This window comes from Bradyrhizobium sp., assembly GCF_017881085.1.
Taxonomy (GTDB): Bacteria; Pseudomonadota; Alphaproteobacteria; order Rhizobiales; family Xanthobacteraceae; genus Bradyrhizobium.
Genome location: NZ_JADGRI010000022.1, coordinates 1 through 14,249, shown reverse-complemented (window position 1 = coordinate 14,249; position 14,249 = coordinate 1). Strand labels below are relative to the sequence as shown.

The 14,249-nt window shown below is 64.3% G+C and carries 14 protein-coding genes; 6 read left to right on the top strand and 8 right to left on the bottom strand.

Features of this window, described 5'->3' with window-relative positions; genetic code table 11:
- Positions 1 to 164: 164 nt before the first annotated feature.
- Positions 165 to 1,394, top strand: a complete 1,230-nt coding sequence (locus QZ213_RS03885; RefSeq protein ID WP_291684738.1) for an ABC transporter substrate-binding protein — start codon at positions 165 to 167, stop codon at positions 1,392 to 1,394.
- A gap of 123 nt (positions 1,395 to 1,517) precedes the next feature.
- The gene (locus QZ213_RS03880; RefSeq protein ID WP_291684737.1) at positions 1,518 to 2,801 is read left to right on the top strand and encodes a glycerate kinase; all 1,284 of its coding nucleotides are present in this window, start codon (positions 1,518 to 1,520) and stop codon (positions 2,799 to 2,801) included.
- An 88-nt stretch (positions 2,802 to 2,889) separates the two neighbouring features.
- Here QZ213_RS03880 and QZ213_RS03875 read toward each other — a convergent pair whose 3' ends face one another.
- Positions 2,890 to 3,411 carry a MarR family transcriptional regulator gene (locus QZ213_RS03875; protein WP_291684736.1) on the bottom strand — a complete coding sequence of 174 codons (522 nt, stop codon included), beginning with the start codon at positions 3,409 to 3,411 and terminating at the stop codon, positions 2,890 to 2,892.
- Between the two features lie 191 nt (positions 3,412 to 3,602).
- Here QZ213_RS03875 and QZ213_RS03870 point away from each other — a divergent pair, with 191 nt between their 5' ends.
- The 4 genes from QZ213_RS03870 to QZ213_RS03855 all read left to right on the top strand — a co-directional run bounded on the left by QZ213_RS03870 (position 3,603) and on the right by QZ213_RS03855 (position 7,439).
- The gene (locus QZ213_RS03870; RefSeq protein WP_291684735.1) at positions 3,603 to 4,643 is read left to right on the top strand and encodes a branched-chain amino acid ABC transporter permease; all 1,041 of its coding nucleotides are present in this window, start codon (positions 3,603 to 3,605) and stop codon (positions 4,641 to 4,643) included.
- 5 nt (positions 4,644 to 4,648) lie between these two features.
- On the top strand, positions 4,649 to 6,418 hold the full coding sequence (locus tag QZ213_RS03865; protein WP_291684734.1) for a branched-chain amino acid ABC transporter ATP-binding protein/permease: 1,770 nt from the start codon (positions 4,649 to 4,651) through the stop codon (positions 6,416 to 6,418).
- Complete coding sequence (locus tag QZ213_RS03860) at positions 6,415 to 7,146, top strand: ABC transporter ATP-binding protein (RefSeq protein ID WP_291684733.1); 732 nt, start codon at positions 6,415 to 6,417, stop codon at positions 7,144 to 7,146. Before QZ213_RS03865 ends, QZ213_RS03860 begins: the two co-directional genes overlap by 4 nt.
- A gap of 107 nt (positions 7,147 to 7,253) precedes the next feature.
- The gene (locus QZ213_RS03855; protein WP_291684732.1) at positions 7,254 to 7,439 is read left to right on the top strand and encodes a hypothetical protein; all 186 of its coding nucleotides are present in this window, start codon (positions 7,254 to 7,256) and stop codon (positions 7,437 to 7,439) included.
- Between the two features lie 179 nt (positions 7,440 to 7,618).
- Here QZ213_RS03855 and QZ213_RS03850 read toward each other — a convergent pair whose 3' ends face one another.
- The 7 genes from QZ213_RS03850 to QZ213_RS03820 all read right to left on the bottom strand — a co-directional run.
- Positions 7,619 to 8,770, bottom strand: coding sequence for an ABC transporter substrate-binding protein (locus tag QZ213_RS03850; protein ID WP_291684731.1), 1,152 nt, complete (start codon positions 8,768 to 8,770; stop codon positions 7,619 to 7,621).
- 102 nt (positions 8,771 to 8,872) lie between these two features.
- Entirely contained in the window at positions 8,873 to 9,292 is a 420-nt protein-coding gene (locus QZ213_RS03845; RefSeq protein ID WP_291684730.1) for a thioesterase family protein, read from the bottom strand.
- A 10-nt stretch (positions 9,293 to 9,302) separates the two neighbouring features.
- Positions 9,303 to 10,064 (bottom strand): SDR family NAD(P)-dependent oxidoreductase, encoded by a 762-nt coding sequence (locus tag QZ213_RS03840; protein ID WP_291684729.1) that lies wholly within the window; start codon positions 10,062 to 10,064, stop codon positions 9,303 to 9,305.
- Positions 10,065 to 10,101: 37 nt separating this feature from the next.
- Positions 10,102 to 11,979, bottom strand: coding sequence for a feruloyl-CoA synthase (locus QZ213_RS03835; RefSeq protein ID WP_291684728.1), 1,878 nt, complete (start codon positions 11,977 to 11,979; stop codon positions 10,102 to 10,104).
- Between the two features lies 1 nt (position 11,980).
- On the bottom strand, positions 11,981 to 12,784 hold the full coding sequence (locus QZ213_RS03830; protein WP_291684727.1) for a crotonase/enoyl-CoA hydratase family protein: 804 nt from the start codon (positions 12,782 to 12,784) through the stop codon (positions 11,981 to 11,983).
- A gap of 159 nt (positions 12,785 to 12,943) precedes the next feature.
- The gene (locus QZ213_RS03825; protein WP_291684726.1) at positions 12,944 to 13,405 is read right to left on the bottom strand and encodes a DUF3237 domain-containing protein; all 462 of its coding nucleotides are present in this window, start codon (positions 13,403 to 13,405) and stop codon (positions 12,944 to 12,946) included.
- 13 nt (positions 13,406 to 13,418) lie between these two features.
- Positions 13,419 to 14,249: TRAP transporter large permease subunit (locus QZ213_RS03820; protein ID WP_291684725.1), on the bottom strand; the 831-nt coding region annotated here is incomplete at its 5' end.

Below are 14,249 nucleotides of genomic sequence, written 5' to 3'. Positions count from 1 at the left end.
ATCGGCCAACCGGCCGACTGACTACTAAAGAAGCAGTCCCTGCGGCATTGTCGCGGGGGCTTGTTCTTGAAGGCCGCCCCCAAATGGTATTCAATTGTTTCTGCGCCGCAAAAAATCTTAACCAAGAACAGGGCGTACGCACAAACATCCAAGGGAGATCCGGAATGCCTGTTGCCACCAGCAGAGTAGCAATTGCTTCGGCTGCGTTCGTCGTGCTCGCAGCGTCGAGCAGCGGCGCGCTCGCTCAAAAGAAATACGATACCGGCGCCACCGACACCGAAATCAAGATCGGCAACATCATGCCCTACAGCGGCCCCGCCTCCGCCTATGGCATCATCGGCAGGACCGAAGCCGCCTACTTCAAGAAGATCAATGCCGAAGGCGGCATCAACGGCCGCAAGATCAATTTCATCAGCTATGACGACGCCTATAGCCCGCCCAAGGCGGTCGAGCAGGCGCGCAAGCTGGTCGAGAGCGACGAAGTGCTGCTGATTTTCAATTCGCTGGGCACGCCGTCGAACTCGGCTATCCACAAATACATGAATTCGAAGAAGGTGCCGCAACTGTTCGTCGCCACCGGCGCCACCAAGTGGAACGATCCCAATAACTTCCCCTGGACCATGGGCTGGCAGCCCAACTACCAGAGCGAAACCCAGATCTATGCGAAGTACCTGCTGAAGAACAAGCCGGACGCCAAGATCGCCGTGCTCTATCAGAACGACGACTATGGCAAGGACTATCTGAAAGGCCTCAAGGACGGTCTGGGCGCCAAGGCCGCCACCATGATCATTGCCGAGGAAAGCTACGAGACCACGGAGCCCACCATCGATTCCCATATCGTCAAGCTCAAATCGACCGGCGCCGACGTGTTCGTCAATATCACCACGCCGAAATTCGCGGCACAGGCGATCAAGAAGATCGCCGAGATCGAGTGGAAGCCGCTGCATTTCCTCAACAATGTTTCCAATTCGATCGGCAGCGTCATCAAACCGGCCGGTTACCAGAATGCCCAGGAGATCATTTCCGCGGCGTATCTGAAGGATGTTACCGACCCGCAGTGGGCCAACGATGCCGCCATGAAGACGTTCCTCGACTTCATGACCAAGGATTTTCCGGATGGCGACAAGCTCGATAGCGGGACGCTCGTGGGTTACGGCGTCGCACAGACCCTGGTTCAGGTGCTGAAGCAGTGCGGCGACTATCTTACCCGCGAGAACGTCATGAAGCAGGCCGCCAGCCTCAAGGATTTCCGCACCGAAGTCCTGCTGCCCGGCATCAAGATCAACACCTCACCGACCGACTTCGCCCCGGTCAGCCAGCTTCAGCTGGAGAGGTTCAAGGGCGAGAAGTGGGAATTGTTCGGCGACGTCATCAGTGCGGACGCCGGGGGCTGACGCCTCACCCCCGTTCGATCGGCCCTCGCACAAATGCCCCCGCAGCAGCCTGCGGGGGTTTTCTTTTGCCGCAATCGGATGGATAACCGCCGTTGCATGTCGCCACTTGAAATCCCCTGAGCAATGACCGACAGACGCCCTCTCCTGCGCACGATCTTCGACGCTGCGGTAGCCGCCGCGCATCCCGACTTCGTGCTGTCGCCGCATCTGCGCCCCCTGCCGAAGGGCCGCGTGATCTGTCTCGCCGCCGGCAAGGCCGCGGCCGCCATGGCGGCGGCGGCAGAGCGGCACTATCTCGACGAACTCGGCCTCGACCCCTCGCGGCTCTCGGGAGTGGCGACCACCCGCCACGGCCATGGCGTGCCGACACGGCGGATCAAGGTGATCGAAGCCGGCCATCCCGTGCCCGACGAGGCCGGATTGAAGGGCGCGGAGGAGAGCCTGCATCTCGCCGCGGGCGCCGGCGCCGACGATCTGCTGCTGGTGCTGTTGTCGGGCGGCGGCTCCGCCAACTGGATCGCTCCGGTCGACGGCGTAAGCTTCGCACAGAAGCAGCAGGTGACGCGGGCGCTGTTGCGCTCGGGCGCGCCGATCGGCGAGGTCAACACCGTCCGCAAGCATCTGTCGCGGATCAAGGGCGGAAGGCTGGCACGCGCGGGGCAGCGCGCCGACATCGTGACGCTGGCGATCTCGGATGTTCCGCACGACGATCCGTCCGCGATCGCCTCGGGGCCGACGGTGCCGGATCCGACCACGCTGGCGGACGCGCGCGCGCTGGTCACGAAATACGGCCTTGAGGTCGACGAGGCCGTCCGCCGCGCGCTCGACGACCCCGCAAATGAAAGCTGCAAGCCCGGTGATCCCGCCTTCGCACGCGCGCAGTTCGAACTGATCGCGCGGCCGAAGGCCTCGCTCGAGGCGGCGATTAAACTGGCGAAGGATGCCGGCTACGACATCGTCGATCTCGGTGCCGACCTCGAAGGCGAAGCGCGCAACGTCGCCGCCGATCACGCCCGGCTGGCGCTTGATGCGCGCGCACGCGGCAGGCGGGTAGCGATCCTGTCGGGCGGCGAACTCACGGTCACTGTGCGCGGCAACGGGCGCGGCGGCCCCAACCAGGAATACGCGCTGGCGCTGGCCGGCCTGCTCAGGGACACCCAAGGCATTTCGGCGCTGGCGGCCGATACCGACGGCGCCGACGGCGGCGCCGGCAGCGCGGACGATCCCGCCGGCGCGCTGATCGACGAAAGCACGTTTGCGAAGATGAAGGCGCTCGACCTCGACGCAAAAGCCTATCTCGACAACAACGACGCCACCGCGTTCTTCGCGGCCACCGGGGATCTGCTGCTGACGGGTCCGACGCTGACCAACGTCAACGACGTCAGGGTGATTTTGGTGGACGGTTAGACCGTCATTCCCGGATGGTCCGAAGGACCAGACCCGGAATCTCGAGGTTCCGGGTTCGCGCTAACGCGCGCCCCGGAATGACGGAGTGTCAAAACTCCCGTGCGATCGTCGCCAGCATGTCCAGGAGCGCGGCGCGGTTGGCGGGGCCGAGCAACTCGTTGAGACGCGCTTCGTGCTTGGAGGCGACCAGCTTTTTCGCGCGAGTCAGCACCGCCCTGCCCTTGTCCGTCAGCACCAGGATGTGGGAGCGGCGATCGTTGGTGGAGCGTATGCGCGCGCAGAGATCGCGGCTTTCCAGCCCGTCGAGCATCGCCACGAAATTCGGCCGGAGGATGCCGAGCGTGTTGGCGATCTCGGTCTGGTTGCGGCCGGGATTCTTGTCGAGCAGCAACAGCACCGAGAACTGCGCCGGCGTCAGCTGCAGCGGCGCGACGCAGCGCAAGAAATCGTCGAAAACCTTCAGTTGCGCCCGTTTGAGCGAATAGCCCAACAGTTCGGACAATTCGCCCATCTGCAGCGCGGTGCCTTCCGCTGCCGCTTCGACGGGCTCCTTGCGGCCGGGGCGCGCGGCCTTGCCGGCATCGACGGCGGCGGTCTTGGAAACAGTCATCGCTCGATGCTCGCAAACTGGTTAGGCTGAAGGTTTCCCGGAGCCGGACCAGCCGGGCCTTGAGATTATATTTGATAATTGTTATCCACCATATCAAATACCGGCAGCATTTTTCAACTGCTGTTATCGGACGGTCGGGTGGCTTGCCAAAGCCCGGACCGGGCCGAGGTGTCTGAGGGGGGCGTCCGGTCTTGAACACGACGATCATGCTGTTCCTGGTGCAGGACGGCATTACCAATGGCGCGATCTATGCGTTGCTCGGCCTCGCGCTGGTGCTGGTGTTCGCCGTCACGCGCGTGATCCTGATTCCGCAGGGCGAGTTCGTCACCTATGGCGCGCTGACCTATGCGTCGCTGTCGTCGGGCCAGATGCCCGGCACCGCGCGGCTGGCGGTGGCGATGGGAATCGTGGCGTTCGGCCTCGACCTGTTCGCGGCGCGCAAATCGCTGCATCTGAAACTGGTCGGGCGCGCCTTCGCGGTCAATATCGTGCTGCCCACGGCGATCCTCGCCCTCACCGCCTGGCTCGCCGGCCGCCATCCGCCGATCGCCGTCTGCATCGCGCTGTCGCTCTTGATCGTCGCTTCGATCGGACTGTTTCTCTATCGCATCGCGTTTCAGCCGCTGGCGCACACCTCGGTGCTGGTGCTGCTGATCGCCTCGGTCGGCTGCCATCTGGCGCTGCAGGGCTTTGGGCTGGTGTTCTTCGGCGCCGAAGGCCAGCGCGGTCCGACCATCGCGGATACGGCCTTCACCCTCGGGCCGCTGCGCTTCACCGGCCAGAGCATCGCCGTCTACGGCATCACCGTCGCCTTCATCATCGGTCTCTGGCTGTTCTTCGGGCTGACGCTCTATGGCAAGGCGCTGCGCGCCACCGCCGTCAATCGCCTCGGCGCGCGGCTGGTCGGCATCCGCACCACGCTGTCGGGGCAGATCGCATTCCTGCTCGCTTCCGTGATCGGGGCGATTTCGGGAATCCTGATCGTGCCGATCACGACGCTGTATTACGACACCGGCTTCCTGATCGGGCTGAAGGGTTTTATCGCCGCGATCATCGGCGGCCTCGTCAGCTATCCCCTGACCGCGGTGGCGGCGTTGGTGGTCGGCACGGTGGAGGCGTTCTCGTCGTTCTATGCCAGCAATTTCAAGGAGGTCATCGTCTTCACGCTGATCCTTCCGGTTCTGGTGCTGCGGTCGCTGGCGGCGCCCGCGGTCGAGGAAGAGAAGGACTGATCGCGATGCGAGAGCGGCTGCCCATCATCCTGTTCGCGCTGGTCATGGCGGCGATCCCGTTCATCCCGGGCATGCCGCCGTTCTGGATCGTGCTGTTGGACAATATCGGCCTGTCAGCGCTGGTGGCGATGGGGCTCGTGTTGCTGACCGGCGTCGGCGGGCTCACCTCGTTCGGTCAGGCGGCGTTCTGCGGTTTTGGCGCCTATACGACCGCGGTGCTCACGACAGCCTACGGCCTGTCGCCGTGGCTGACGCTGCCGCTGTCGCTGCTGGTCTCGGGCGGCGCCGCGGTACTGCTCGGCCTCGTCACGGTACGGCTGTCCGGCCACTACCTGCCGCTCGGCACCATCGCCTGGGGCCTCGGCCTGTTTTATCTGTTCAGCAAGCTCGAATTCCTCGGCCGTAACGACGGCATCTCCGCGATCCCGCCGCTGTCGATCGGCTCCTTCAAGATGATCGATCCCGGCAGCATCTACTTCGCGATCTGGGCCGCGGTGCTGTTGTCGGCGCTGCTGACCATGAATCTCCTGGACTCCCGCACCGGCCGCGCCATCCGCGCGCTGCGGCGCGGCCACATCGCCGCCGAAGCCTTCGGCGTGCAGACGCCGCGCGCCAAGCTTCTGGTGTTCATCTATGCCGCGGTGCTGGCCGGGCTGTCCGGCTGGCTCTATGCGCATTTCCAGCGCGCCGCCAATCCGACCCCGTTCGGCGCGCAGGCCGGCATCGAATATCTCTTCGTCGCGGTGGTCGGCGGCGCCGGCTATGTCTGGGGCGGCGTGCTGGGCGCCGCGATCGTCGTGATCCTCAAGGAGATATTGCAAAGCTATTTGCCGTACATCTTCGGAGGTCAGGCCCAGCTCGAGACCATCGTGTTCGGCATCCTGCTGGTGGGGCTGCTGCAGCTGGCGCCGACCGGGGTCTGGCCGTGGCTGACGGCGCGGCTGCGGCTCAAGCCGGCCCGCAGGCGGCCCGATACGACGCTGGCCCTGGCGGCGCGCCCGCGCGCGGCGGCGACATCAGCGGTGCTGTTGCAGATCGACCATGCACGCAAACAGTTCGGCGGCGTGATCGCCGTCAACAACGTCTCGTTCGACGTCCAGGCCCGCGAGATCGTGGCGCTGATCGGCCCCAACGGCGCCGGCAAGAGCACCACCTTCAACCTGATCACCGGCGTGCTCACCAAGTCCGGCGGCACGATCTCCGTGCTCGGCAGGAAGATCGACAACGCGCCGCCGCAGCAGGTGACAAAACTCGGCATCGCCAGGACGTTTCAGCACGTCAAGCTGGTGCCGGACATGACGGTGCTGGAGAACGTCGCGATCGGCGCGCATCTGCGCGGACATTCCGGCGCGCTCGCCAGCATGTTCCGGCTCGACCGCGCCGACGAGGCAAGATTGCTGGCCGAAGCCGCGCGGCAGATCGAGCGCGTCGGGCTGGGTGACCAGATCGATGCGCTGGCCGGCTCGCTTTCGCTCGGCCAGCAGCGCATCGTCGAGATCGCCCGCGCGCTCTGCGTCGACCCGATGCTGCTGTTGCTCGACGAACCCGCCGCGGGATTACGCCACATGGAGAAGCAGCGGCTCGCCACCCTGCTGCGCGGCTTGCGCGACGGCGGCATGTCGGTGCTGCTGGTGGAGCACGACATGGGTTTCGTGATGGATCTCGCCGACCGCATCGTGGTGCTCGACTTCGGCACCAAGATCGCCGAAGGCACGCCCGAGGCGATCAAGACCAATCCCGACGTGATCAAGGCCTATCTCGGAGCGGTCGCATGAGCGCGCTGCTGTCCGTTTCCGACGCGCATATCGCCTATGGCAAGGTGGAAGCGGTCCGCTCGGTATCGCTCGAGGTCGGCGACAACGAGATCGTCACCATCATCGGCGCCAATGGCGCCGGCAAGACCACGCTGCTCAACGCCATCATGGGCATCCTGCAGCTGAAGGGCCGCGTCGTCTTTGCAGGCGAGGATATCGTGCGGCTCGAGATCGAGGACCGCGTCGCGGCCGGCCTCAGCCTGGTGCCGGAACATCGCGAGCTGTTCGCCACCATGAGCGTGGAGGACAATCTGCAGCTCGGCGCGTTCCGGATCGCCCGGGCGGTGGCGGCGCGATCGTTCGAGCGCGTCTACGCGTTGTTTCCCCGGCTGAAGGAGCGGCGCCGGCAACTGGCGGGGACGCTGTCGGGCGGCGAGCAGCAGATGCTGGCGATGGGCCGCGCCTTGATGGGCGCGCCAAAACTGTTGATGCTGGACGAGCCCAGTCTTGGTTTGGCGCCGATCATCGTCGCCGATATTTTCCGCACCATCGGCGAATTGCGCGCCGCCGGCGTCTCGGTGCTGCTGGTCGAACAGAACGCACAGGCCGCGCTGCAGATCGCCGACCGCGCCTATGTGATGGAGCTCGGCGAGTTCATCCTGGACGGATCCGCCAAGGACATCGCCGCCAACGCCCGCGTGGCGGCGAGCTATCTCGGCTTCACCCACGAGGGCGAAAGCGCGGTTTGATAGTCACCGGCCGTCATGCCTCAGCCGATTCATTCGCCCGTTAACCGAAACTCTTAAGAATACGTGAACGAATGGCTGCAAATCTGAAGGAACTCCAGGAGGGGGACATGAGCAACATAGGCCCAACCTACCCGGCCCATATCGTGGTTAGTCAGGCAGAAGTCAGGCTCGTCGCGGACGAAACGACCAACGCAAGTACCGCGACGATCAAATCCGACCAGCAGCGCGTCAAAGCCGCGCAGGAGCTCGAGGCCGCACAGGCCAAGATCTCCAGTGTGGATATCGTTACCTGAGTTCTGACCAGCCATCGGGCGGCAGCGACGAAATTCGGCGCGAGATGTTTAGCGCCACGTCCGGCTTGTGCCGGAAAACCGCCTCCGCTCCTTCGGAAGCGCAGGAGAAAGCCGGCCCCTCGGAAGAGGCCGGCTCCAATTTTCGTGTTTCAGTGGACCGCAGGCGATAGATCGCCGGCTCACTTCACCAGCACGTATTTCCCGTCCTTCACCGTCAAGAGGATGCGCGAGCGGTCGTCGAGGCCGTAGCGGTCCTTTTCGGTGAAGTTGTAGACGCCCTGGCTGGCGGCAATGTCGCGTTCGCTGAGCAGAGCCTGGCGGATCGCCTCGCGGAATTCCGGCGTGCCGGGCTTTGCCGTCTTCAGCGCCACCGGGATGACGCGTTCGAGCACCAGGAACGCATCATAGGAATGGCCGGCGAACTGACTGCGGCTGCTGGGGCCGTATTTGGCCTCATAGGCCTTGTCGAGCGCCATTCCCGGCTTCTTGGTCAGCGCGCTGTCGGGCTGATCCTCGGGATCCATCACCGGCCCTGACGCCATCAGCACGCCTTCGGCGGCCTTGCCCGCGATGCGAATGAAATCCATGCTGGCGGCGCCGTGGGTCTGGTAGATCAGGCCCTTGTAGCCGCGGTCGCGCAGCTCGGTCTGCGGCAGGCCTGCCGCGGTACCGGAGGCGCCGACCAGGATCGCGTCGGGATTGGCGGCGACCAGCTTCAGCACCTGCCCGGTCACCGATGTATCCGGCCGCGCAAAGCGTTCTTCATCGGCCAGCGTCATGCCCATCGCCACGCCCTGCGACTTGAAGTCGTTGAACCAGAGATCGCCGTAGGAGTCGGAGTAGCCGATATAGCCGACGGTTTTGACGTTGTGCGCCTTCATGTGCTCGTACAGCACCTTGCCCATGATCGGGATCGGCTGCGGCATCGACACCGACCATTTGGTGCGTTCCGGCGTGATCGGGAACGGCGAGAGGCCGATATGGGGAATGCCCGCCTCATTGGCGACGTTGGACACCGCAATCGTCGGCGGGGTGATGGAGGACCCCATGATGATGTCGGCCTTGGACTCCGTGACGAAGCGCCGCGCATTGGTCGTGGCGGTGGTCGGGTCGCCGCCATCGTCCAGCACGATGACCTTCAGCGGCACGCCGGCGATCTCCTTGGGCACGAATTCCAGCGCATTGCGCTCGGGAATGCCGAGTGCCGCCCCCGGTCCCGTGGTCGTGATCGAGATGCCGATGGTGATCTCGCTGGTCTGCGCCAGCGCCGGCAAACCCGGCAAGGCGAGCGCCGCAGCGACCACCGCCGCGGACAAATAAAACCTCTTCATTGCTTCCTCCCTATAAGTGTTGTTGTCAGTCTAGATCAAAATCCGATTGTGAAATCAGCCCCTTCTTTAGGTCATAGTGTCACGGCGGGAGGCTCCGCCGGGTCAGCCCTGCATGAACCTGGCGATGATTTCCGGCGGCACCGCCGCCGATTTCAGCCGGTCCGGATCGTCCGGGTGACGACCGACCAGCACGCGGGTCTCGAACGCCTCGATCGCCAGCGCCTCGCCCTTGAATACCTTGTGGGTCACCTCGAAGCTCGAACGCTTGAAGCTCTCGACCCGGCTTTCGATGGCGATCCAGTCGCCATGGGTCGAGGCGATGTAGAACTTCGCCCGCGTATCCACCATCGGTATGCCGACCAGCCCGTAGTTCCTGATGATGTCCTGCTTGGAGAAGCCGGCCGCCTCGAACATGATCGAGGTAGAGTCATCGAACATCGCGAAGTAACGCGGGTAATAGACGATGTTGGCGGGGTCGCAATCGCCCCACTGGATCTGCACGTCGCGGCGGTGGACGAACATGCGACGGACCTTATTTCGGCGCCATGCGCAGCGAGGCGTCGAGCCGCACCACCTCGCCGTTGAGATAGGGGTTGTCGATCATGTGCATCGCCAATGAGGCGAACTCGTCGGGCTGACCGAGCCGGTGCGGGAACGGGATCGCCGCGGCGAGCGAGTCCTGGGCTTCCTGCGGCAGCCCGCCCAACAGCGGAGTAAGGAACAGGCCCGGCGCGATGGTCAGCACGCGGATGCCGAATTGCGCCAGTTCGCGCGCGATCGGCAGGGTCATGCCGACGATGCCGCCCTTCGAGGCCGAATAGGCGGACTGGCCGATCTGGCCGTCATAGGCCGCAACCGAGGCGGTGGAGATGATGACGCCGCGCTCGCCGGTCGACTGCGGCGCGAGCTTCGACATTTCAGTCGCCGCCAGCCGCAGCATGTTGAAGGAGCCGATCAGATTGACCTTGATCACCCGCTCGAAATCGGCGAGCGGCATCGGGCCGTCGCGGCCGACCACCCGTTTGGCAACGCCGATGCCGGCGCAATTGACCAGCACCCGCGCCGGGCCGTGGGCCTTCGCGGCGGCGGCGATGGCGGCTTCCGCGGACGCGGCGTCCGCGACGTCGCAGACCACGGCGACGCCCTTGATCTCGGCGGCGACGCTTTCGGCGAGCTTGGCGTTCATGTCGCAGACCGCGACCCTGGCCCCCGCTGCCGCTAGCCTGCGGGCGGTGGCGGCGCCCAATCCCGATGCGCCTCCGGTAACGATGGCGGCCTGATCCTTCAACTGCATGATATCCTCCTCGGGTAAGACCTTGTTTCGAATTCGGCTAAAGCGTTATCACGTGTTCCGGCGGCGTCGGCGCATAGAGCTCGTCGATCAGGGCGGCGCGCGCATCCAGCACCGCGCGCTGATTGATCGAGCCCTTGTCGGTGACTTCGCCGCGGTCGATCGACAGCGGCGAATCGAGCAGCACCGCGCGGGTGATCCGTGTCGACGACCCGGTCGAGGTCGCCAGGAATTTCTTGAAGCGCTCGCAAAACGCTTCGCGGATCAGGGGATCGGCCGCCGTGACCGCCAAATCATCGAGCGGAGTGGTCGGATTGATCAGGCGGCAGCCGTCGAGATCGAGAACGACGATCGCCGATATCTCGTCGCGGTTGATGCCGGCAATGACGACGTCGCGCACCAGCGGCGCGCAGGCCGCGATGAACCGCGCGCGCAGCGGGCCGACACTGACCCAGGTGCCGCTGGCCAATTTGAAATCCTCGGCAATGCGGCCGTCGAAATCGAAACCGGCGTCGAAGTCATTGGGGTCGGCGGGCTTGATGGCATCGCCGAACTTGTAAAAGCCTTCTTCGTCGAAGGCCTTCGCGGTCAACTCCGGCTGCCGCCAATAGCCCGGCGTGACGTTCGGCCCTTTGACGCGGACCTCCAGCTTGCCGTTGTTGGGGACCAGCTTGGCATCGTTGCCTGACACGGGAAGCCCGATATGGCCGGAACGGCTGGTGCGCGGATTGACCGACATGAAGAACGGCGCGCTTTCGGTGGCGCCGAGGCCGGTCAGGACAGGCACGCGGAAGCCGGTTTCCTGCACGCCGAGTTCGTCGAGGCTGTCCCAGACGAACGGCGAGAGCGCCGCACCCGAGAAGAACATCGCATGCAGCCGGCCGAAGAATTTTCCGCGCAGCGCCTTGTCGTCCCGCAGGTAAGGCAGCAGCGATTCATAGCCCTTCGGCACGTTGAAATAGACCGTCGGCGAAACCTCGCGCAGATTGCGCACGGTCTCCTCGATGCCGCCCGGCATCGGCTTGCCGGCGTCGAGATACATCGAGCCGCCATTGTACAGCACGAGTCCGATATTGTGGTTGCCGCCAAAGGTGTGATTCCACGGCAGCCAGTCGACGATGACAGGCGGCTCGTCCTTCAGGAACGACATGGTCTCGCGGATCATCACCTGGTTGGCGCAGAGCATCCGCTGGGTGTTGATGACGGCCTTGGGATTGCCAGTCGAGCCTGACGTGAGCAGGAACTTTGCGATCGTATCGGGGCCGATGGCTTGATGCGCCGCATCGAGGCCCGCATGCAGCGGCGTCGCCATGAGGTCGGCGAGCATGGTCACCGAACGGCCGGGCAGCGCGCCATAGGAGGCGGCGATCTCGATTCCTGGAGGTACGTTGGCCTGCAGCGCATCGGCGAATCTTTCGGCGTAGTCGGCAAAGATGAGGCCGGGGGTCAAAAGCTTCATCAGATAGGAAAGCTTGCCGTAATCCTTCGACACCAGCGAATAGGCCGGCGACACCGGGCAGAACGGGATTCCCGCATAGAGCGCGCCGAACGCGATCAAGGCATGATCGATCGAATTGCCGGAAAGGATCACCAACGGCCTCTCGGCGGAAAGGCCGCGCGCCAATAGCCCCGAGGCGATATGCCGGCTCGAGGTCAGCAATTCGCCGTAGGTAATTTGCCGCCAGCCGCGGCCGCCGTCGCGCTCCGCCATGAAGATGCGGTCCGGCGCCGCTTGCGCCCAATGGTGCAGGCGGTCGGTGAGCCGTCGCGGATAGTCGCCAAGCGCAAGTTTGGGCCGCAGATAGATGGTGCCGTCGTCGCGGCGATCGATCGTGACCGCGGGATCGCTGAATGAGATCGCGCGCAGCGGCGCGTCGCTGCGCGCCTTCGGCATGGACATGGTGGGTTGCGCGCTCATGTCAGGTCGGCTTCACCTTTGCGGTCTTGCGGTCGAGGAACGCGCGGATCCGGAGCTTTGCTTCCTTGTCGCTCTGCGCCACCGTCGCCATCAGCGATTCCATCAAGAGGCCGGTTTGCGGATTGGCCTCCGCGATCAGCGGCAGCGCCTGCAGTACGGCGAAATTGGTCAGCGGCGCGTTGCTCGCCACTTTCGCCGCGAGTTCCATCGCCTTGGGATAGGCGTTGCCTTCCTCGGTAAGGTATTGCGAAAAGCCGTAGGACGCACCCTCGGTCGCGGAATAAACCCGCCCGGTCAGCATCATGTCGGTCATCCTGGCGACGCCGATCAGCCGCGGCAGCCGCACCGAGCCGCCGCCGCCGACGAAAATGCCGCGCTGGCCCTCCGGCAGCGCGAAATAGGCCGACGGTTCGGCGACGCGGATATGCGCGGCGCAGGCAAGCTCCAGCCCACCGCCGATCACCGCGCCCTTCAGCGCGGCGATGACAGGCACGCGGCAATACTGCACCTTGTCGAATACCCGGTGCCACATCTGCGAATGCCGCAGGCCGTCGGTGGCATCCTGCTCGGTGAGTTCCGAAAGATCGAGGCCGGACGAGAAATGATCGCCGATGCCGTGGATCACCACGGCGCCGACGCCGTCAGGCAGGTGCGAGAAGCAGTCCTGGATCGCGAGGATAATGCCGTCGTTCAGTGCGTTGCGCTTGGCCGGCCGGTTGAGGCCGACGCTCAGCACGGAGCCTGCGAGCTCGACCTTGAGCAGCGCGGATCGGTCCGCGGTGGCGGCGGTGGCGGCGTTTCCCATGGGATCTATTACGTCCTGTCCAGAATAGTTATGTTTTATAACGAATGGAGGGGGAGTCAATAACGCTCTGGAGCCATGTGCGCCGTCATTGCGAGGAGCGCAAGCGACGAAGCAATCGAGCTTCGATACCAGTTGGCTCGCAATGACGGAGGGAGGCGCTCACAACACCTGATGCACGTCGAGCTCGACACGATCGGGGTGCCGGGCGCCGACGCCGACAAACAGGTTTTCCATCAGCCAGCGATAGTTCTTCGCGCCGGTTTCGAATCTGGGCACCGAGCGGAAATAGATCAGCGCGGGATCGACGGTCTCGCCTTTGGCGATCCGGTCCAGCAGCTCTTTCGGCCCGAAACGGATGCCGATGTTCTCGATGTAGATGACGGCGCCGTCATCCATTTCGAAGGCGTATTTGGCCTCCAGTTCAGTGAGGCCGTTGGGGCGGATGGTCTGGAAATCCGCGCCGACGGGAAAGATCGTGCCCTTCATGCCCGGCCCGCGGACTTCGCCGCCGAGGACCGCGATCACCCGCCTGACGCCGTAGCCGAGATCGCCGGCGACGATCGGCGTTCCCACCTTGATGGCGAGGCTGAAGACATATTTTGTCTTAAGCACAGGAGCCACGGATCGCCCCTCCCTAATGCATCATGCGTTGCGGCAGCCAGGTCGCTAGCAGCGGAAAGGCGATCAGGATCACCAGCCGGACGAGATCGGTCGCCACGAACGGGATCACGCCCTTGAAGATCGTGGCAAAAGATACGTCCTTGACCACGCTCTTGATGACGAAGACGTTCATGCCGACCGGCGGATGGATCAGGCCGAGTTCCACCGTCATCACGATGATGACGCCGAACCAGATCGGGTCGAAGCCGAGATGGGAGATCACCGGGAAGATGATCGGCACCGTCAGGATGATCATCGCCATCGCATCCATCAGGCAGCCGAGCACCAGGTACATCACCATGATCAGGGCCAGTACGCCGTAGCTGCCGAGCCCGAGGCCGGTGAGGAATTCCGTGACCTTCTGCGGGGTTTGCGTCACCGTCAGGAAATAGCCGAAGATCAGCGCGCCAATCAGCACCGTGAACACGGCTGCCGCGGTGCGGGTCGCCTGCAGCAGCGAGGCCAGGATCTTTTCCTTGTCCAGCCGGCCGGTGACCACGCCGATGATGAACGCGCCGGTGGCGCCGACACCGCCGGCCTCGGTCGGGGTGAAGCGCGGCAGGAACGGCAGGCCGTAGAGGCCGCCGATCACAAACACGAACAGCAGCACCGGCGCCCATATGTCCTTCAGCCCGGCAAAGCGCTCGCGCCAGCTGGTATAGGTCCCCTTCGGCAAGAAGCCCGGCCGAAAATAGCCGATCAGCGCGATGGTGATCATGTACATGGTCATCGCCAGCAGGCCGGGGATGATGCCGGCGATGAACAGCTTGCCGATGTCCTGCTCGGTGATGATGCCGTAGACCGC

Coding starts and splice junctions, on each gene's coding strand:
- QZ213_RS03860 (WP_291684733.1), top strand. CDS start 6,415: ATGAGCGCGCTGCTGTCCGTTTCCGACGCGCATATCGCCTATGGCAAG.
- QZ213_RS03875 (WP_291684736.1), bottom strand. CDS start 3,411: ATGACTGTTTCCAAGACCGCCGCCGTCGATGCCGGCAAGGCCGCGCGC.
- QZ213_RS03840 (WP_291684729.1), bottom strand. CDS start 10,064: ATGCAGTTGAAGGATCAGGCCGCCATCGTTACCGGAGGCGCATCGGGA.
- QZ213_RS03865 (WP_291684734.1), top strand. CDS start 4,649: ATGCGAGAGCGGCTGCCCATCATCCTGTTCGCGCTGGTCATGGCGGCG.
- QZ213_RS03885 (WP_291684738.1), top strand. CDS start 165: ATGCCTGTTGCCACCAGCAGAGTAGCAATTGCTTCGGCTGCGTTCGTC.
- QZ213_RS03845 (WP_291684730.1), bottom strand. CDS start 9,292: ATGTTCGTCCACCGCCGCGACGTGCAGATCCAGTGGGGCGATTGCGAC.
- QZ213_RS03855 (WP_291684732.1), top strand. CDS start 7,254: ATGAGCAACATAGGCCCAACCTACCCGGCCCATATCGTGGTTAGTCAG.
- QZ213_RS03835 (WP_291684728.1), bottom strand. CDS start 11,979: ATGAGCGCGCAACCCACCATGTCCATGCCGAAGGCGCGCAGCGACGCG.
- QZ213_RS03880 (WP_291684737.1), top strand. CDS start 1,518: ATGACCGACAGACGCCCTCTCCTGCGCACGATCTTCGACGCTGCGGTA.
- QZ213_RS03830 (WP_291684727.1), bottom strand. CDS start 12,784: ATGGGAAACGCCGCCACCGCCGCCACCGCGGACCGATCCGCGCTGCTC.
- QZ213_RS03850 (WP_291684731.1), bottom strand. CDS start 8,770: ATGAAGAGGTTTTATTTGTCCGCGGCGGTGGTCGCTGCGGCGCTCGCC.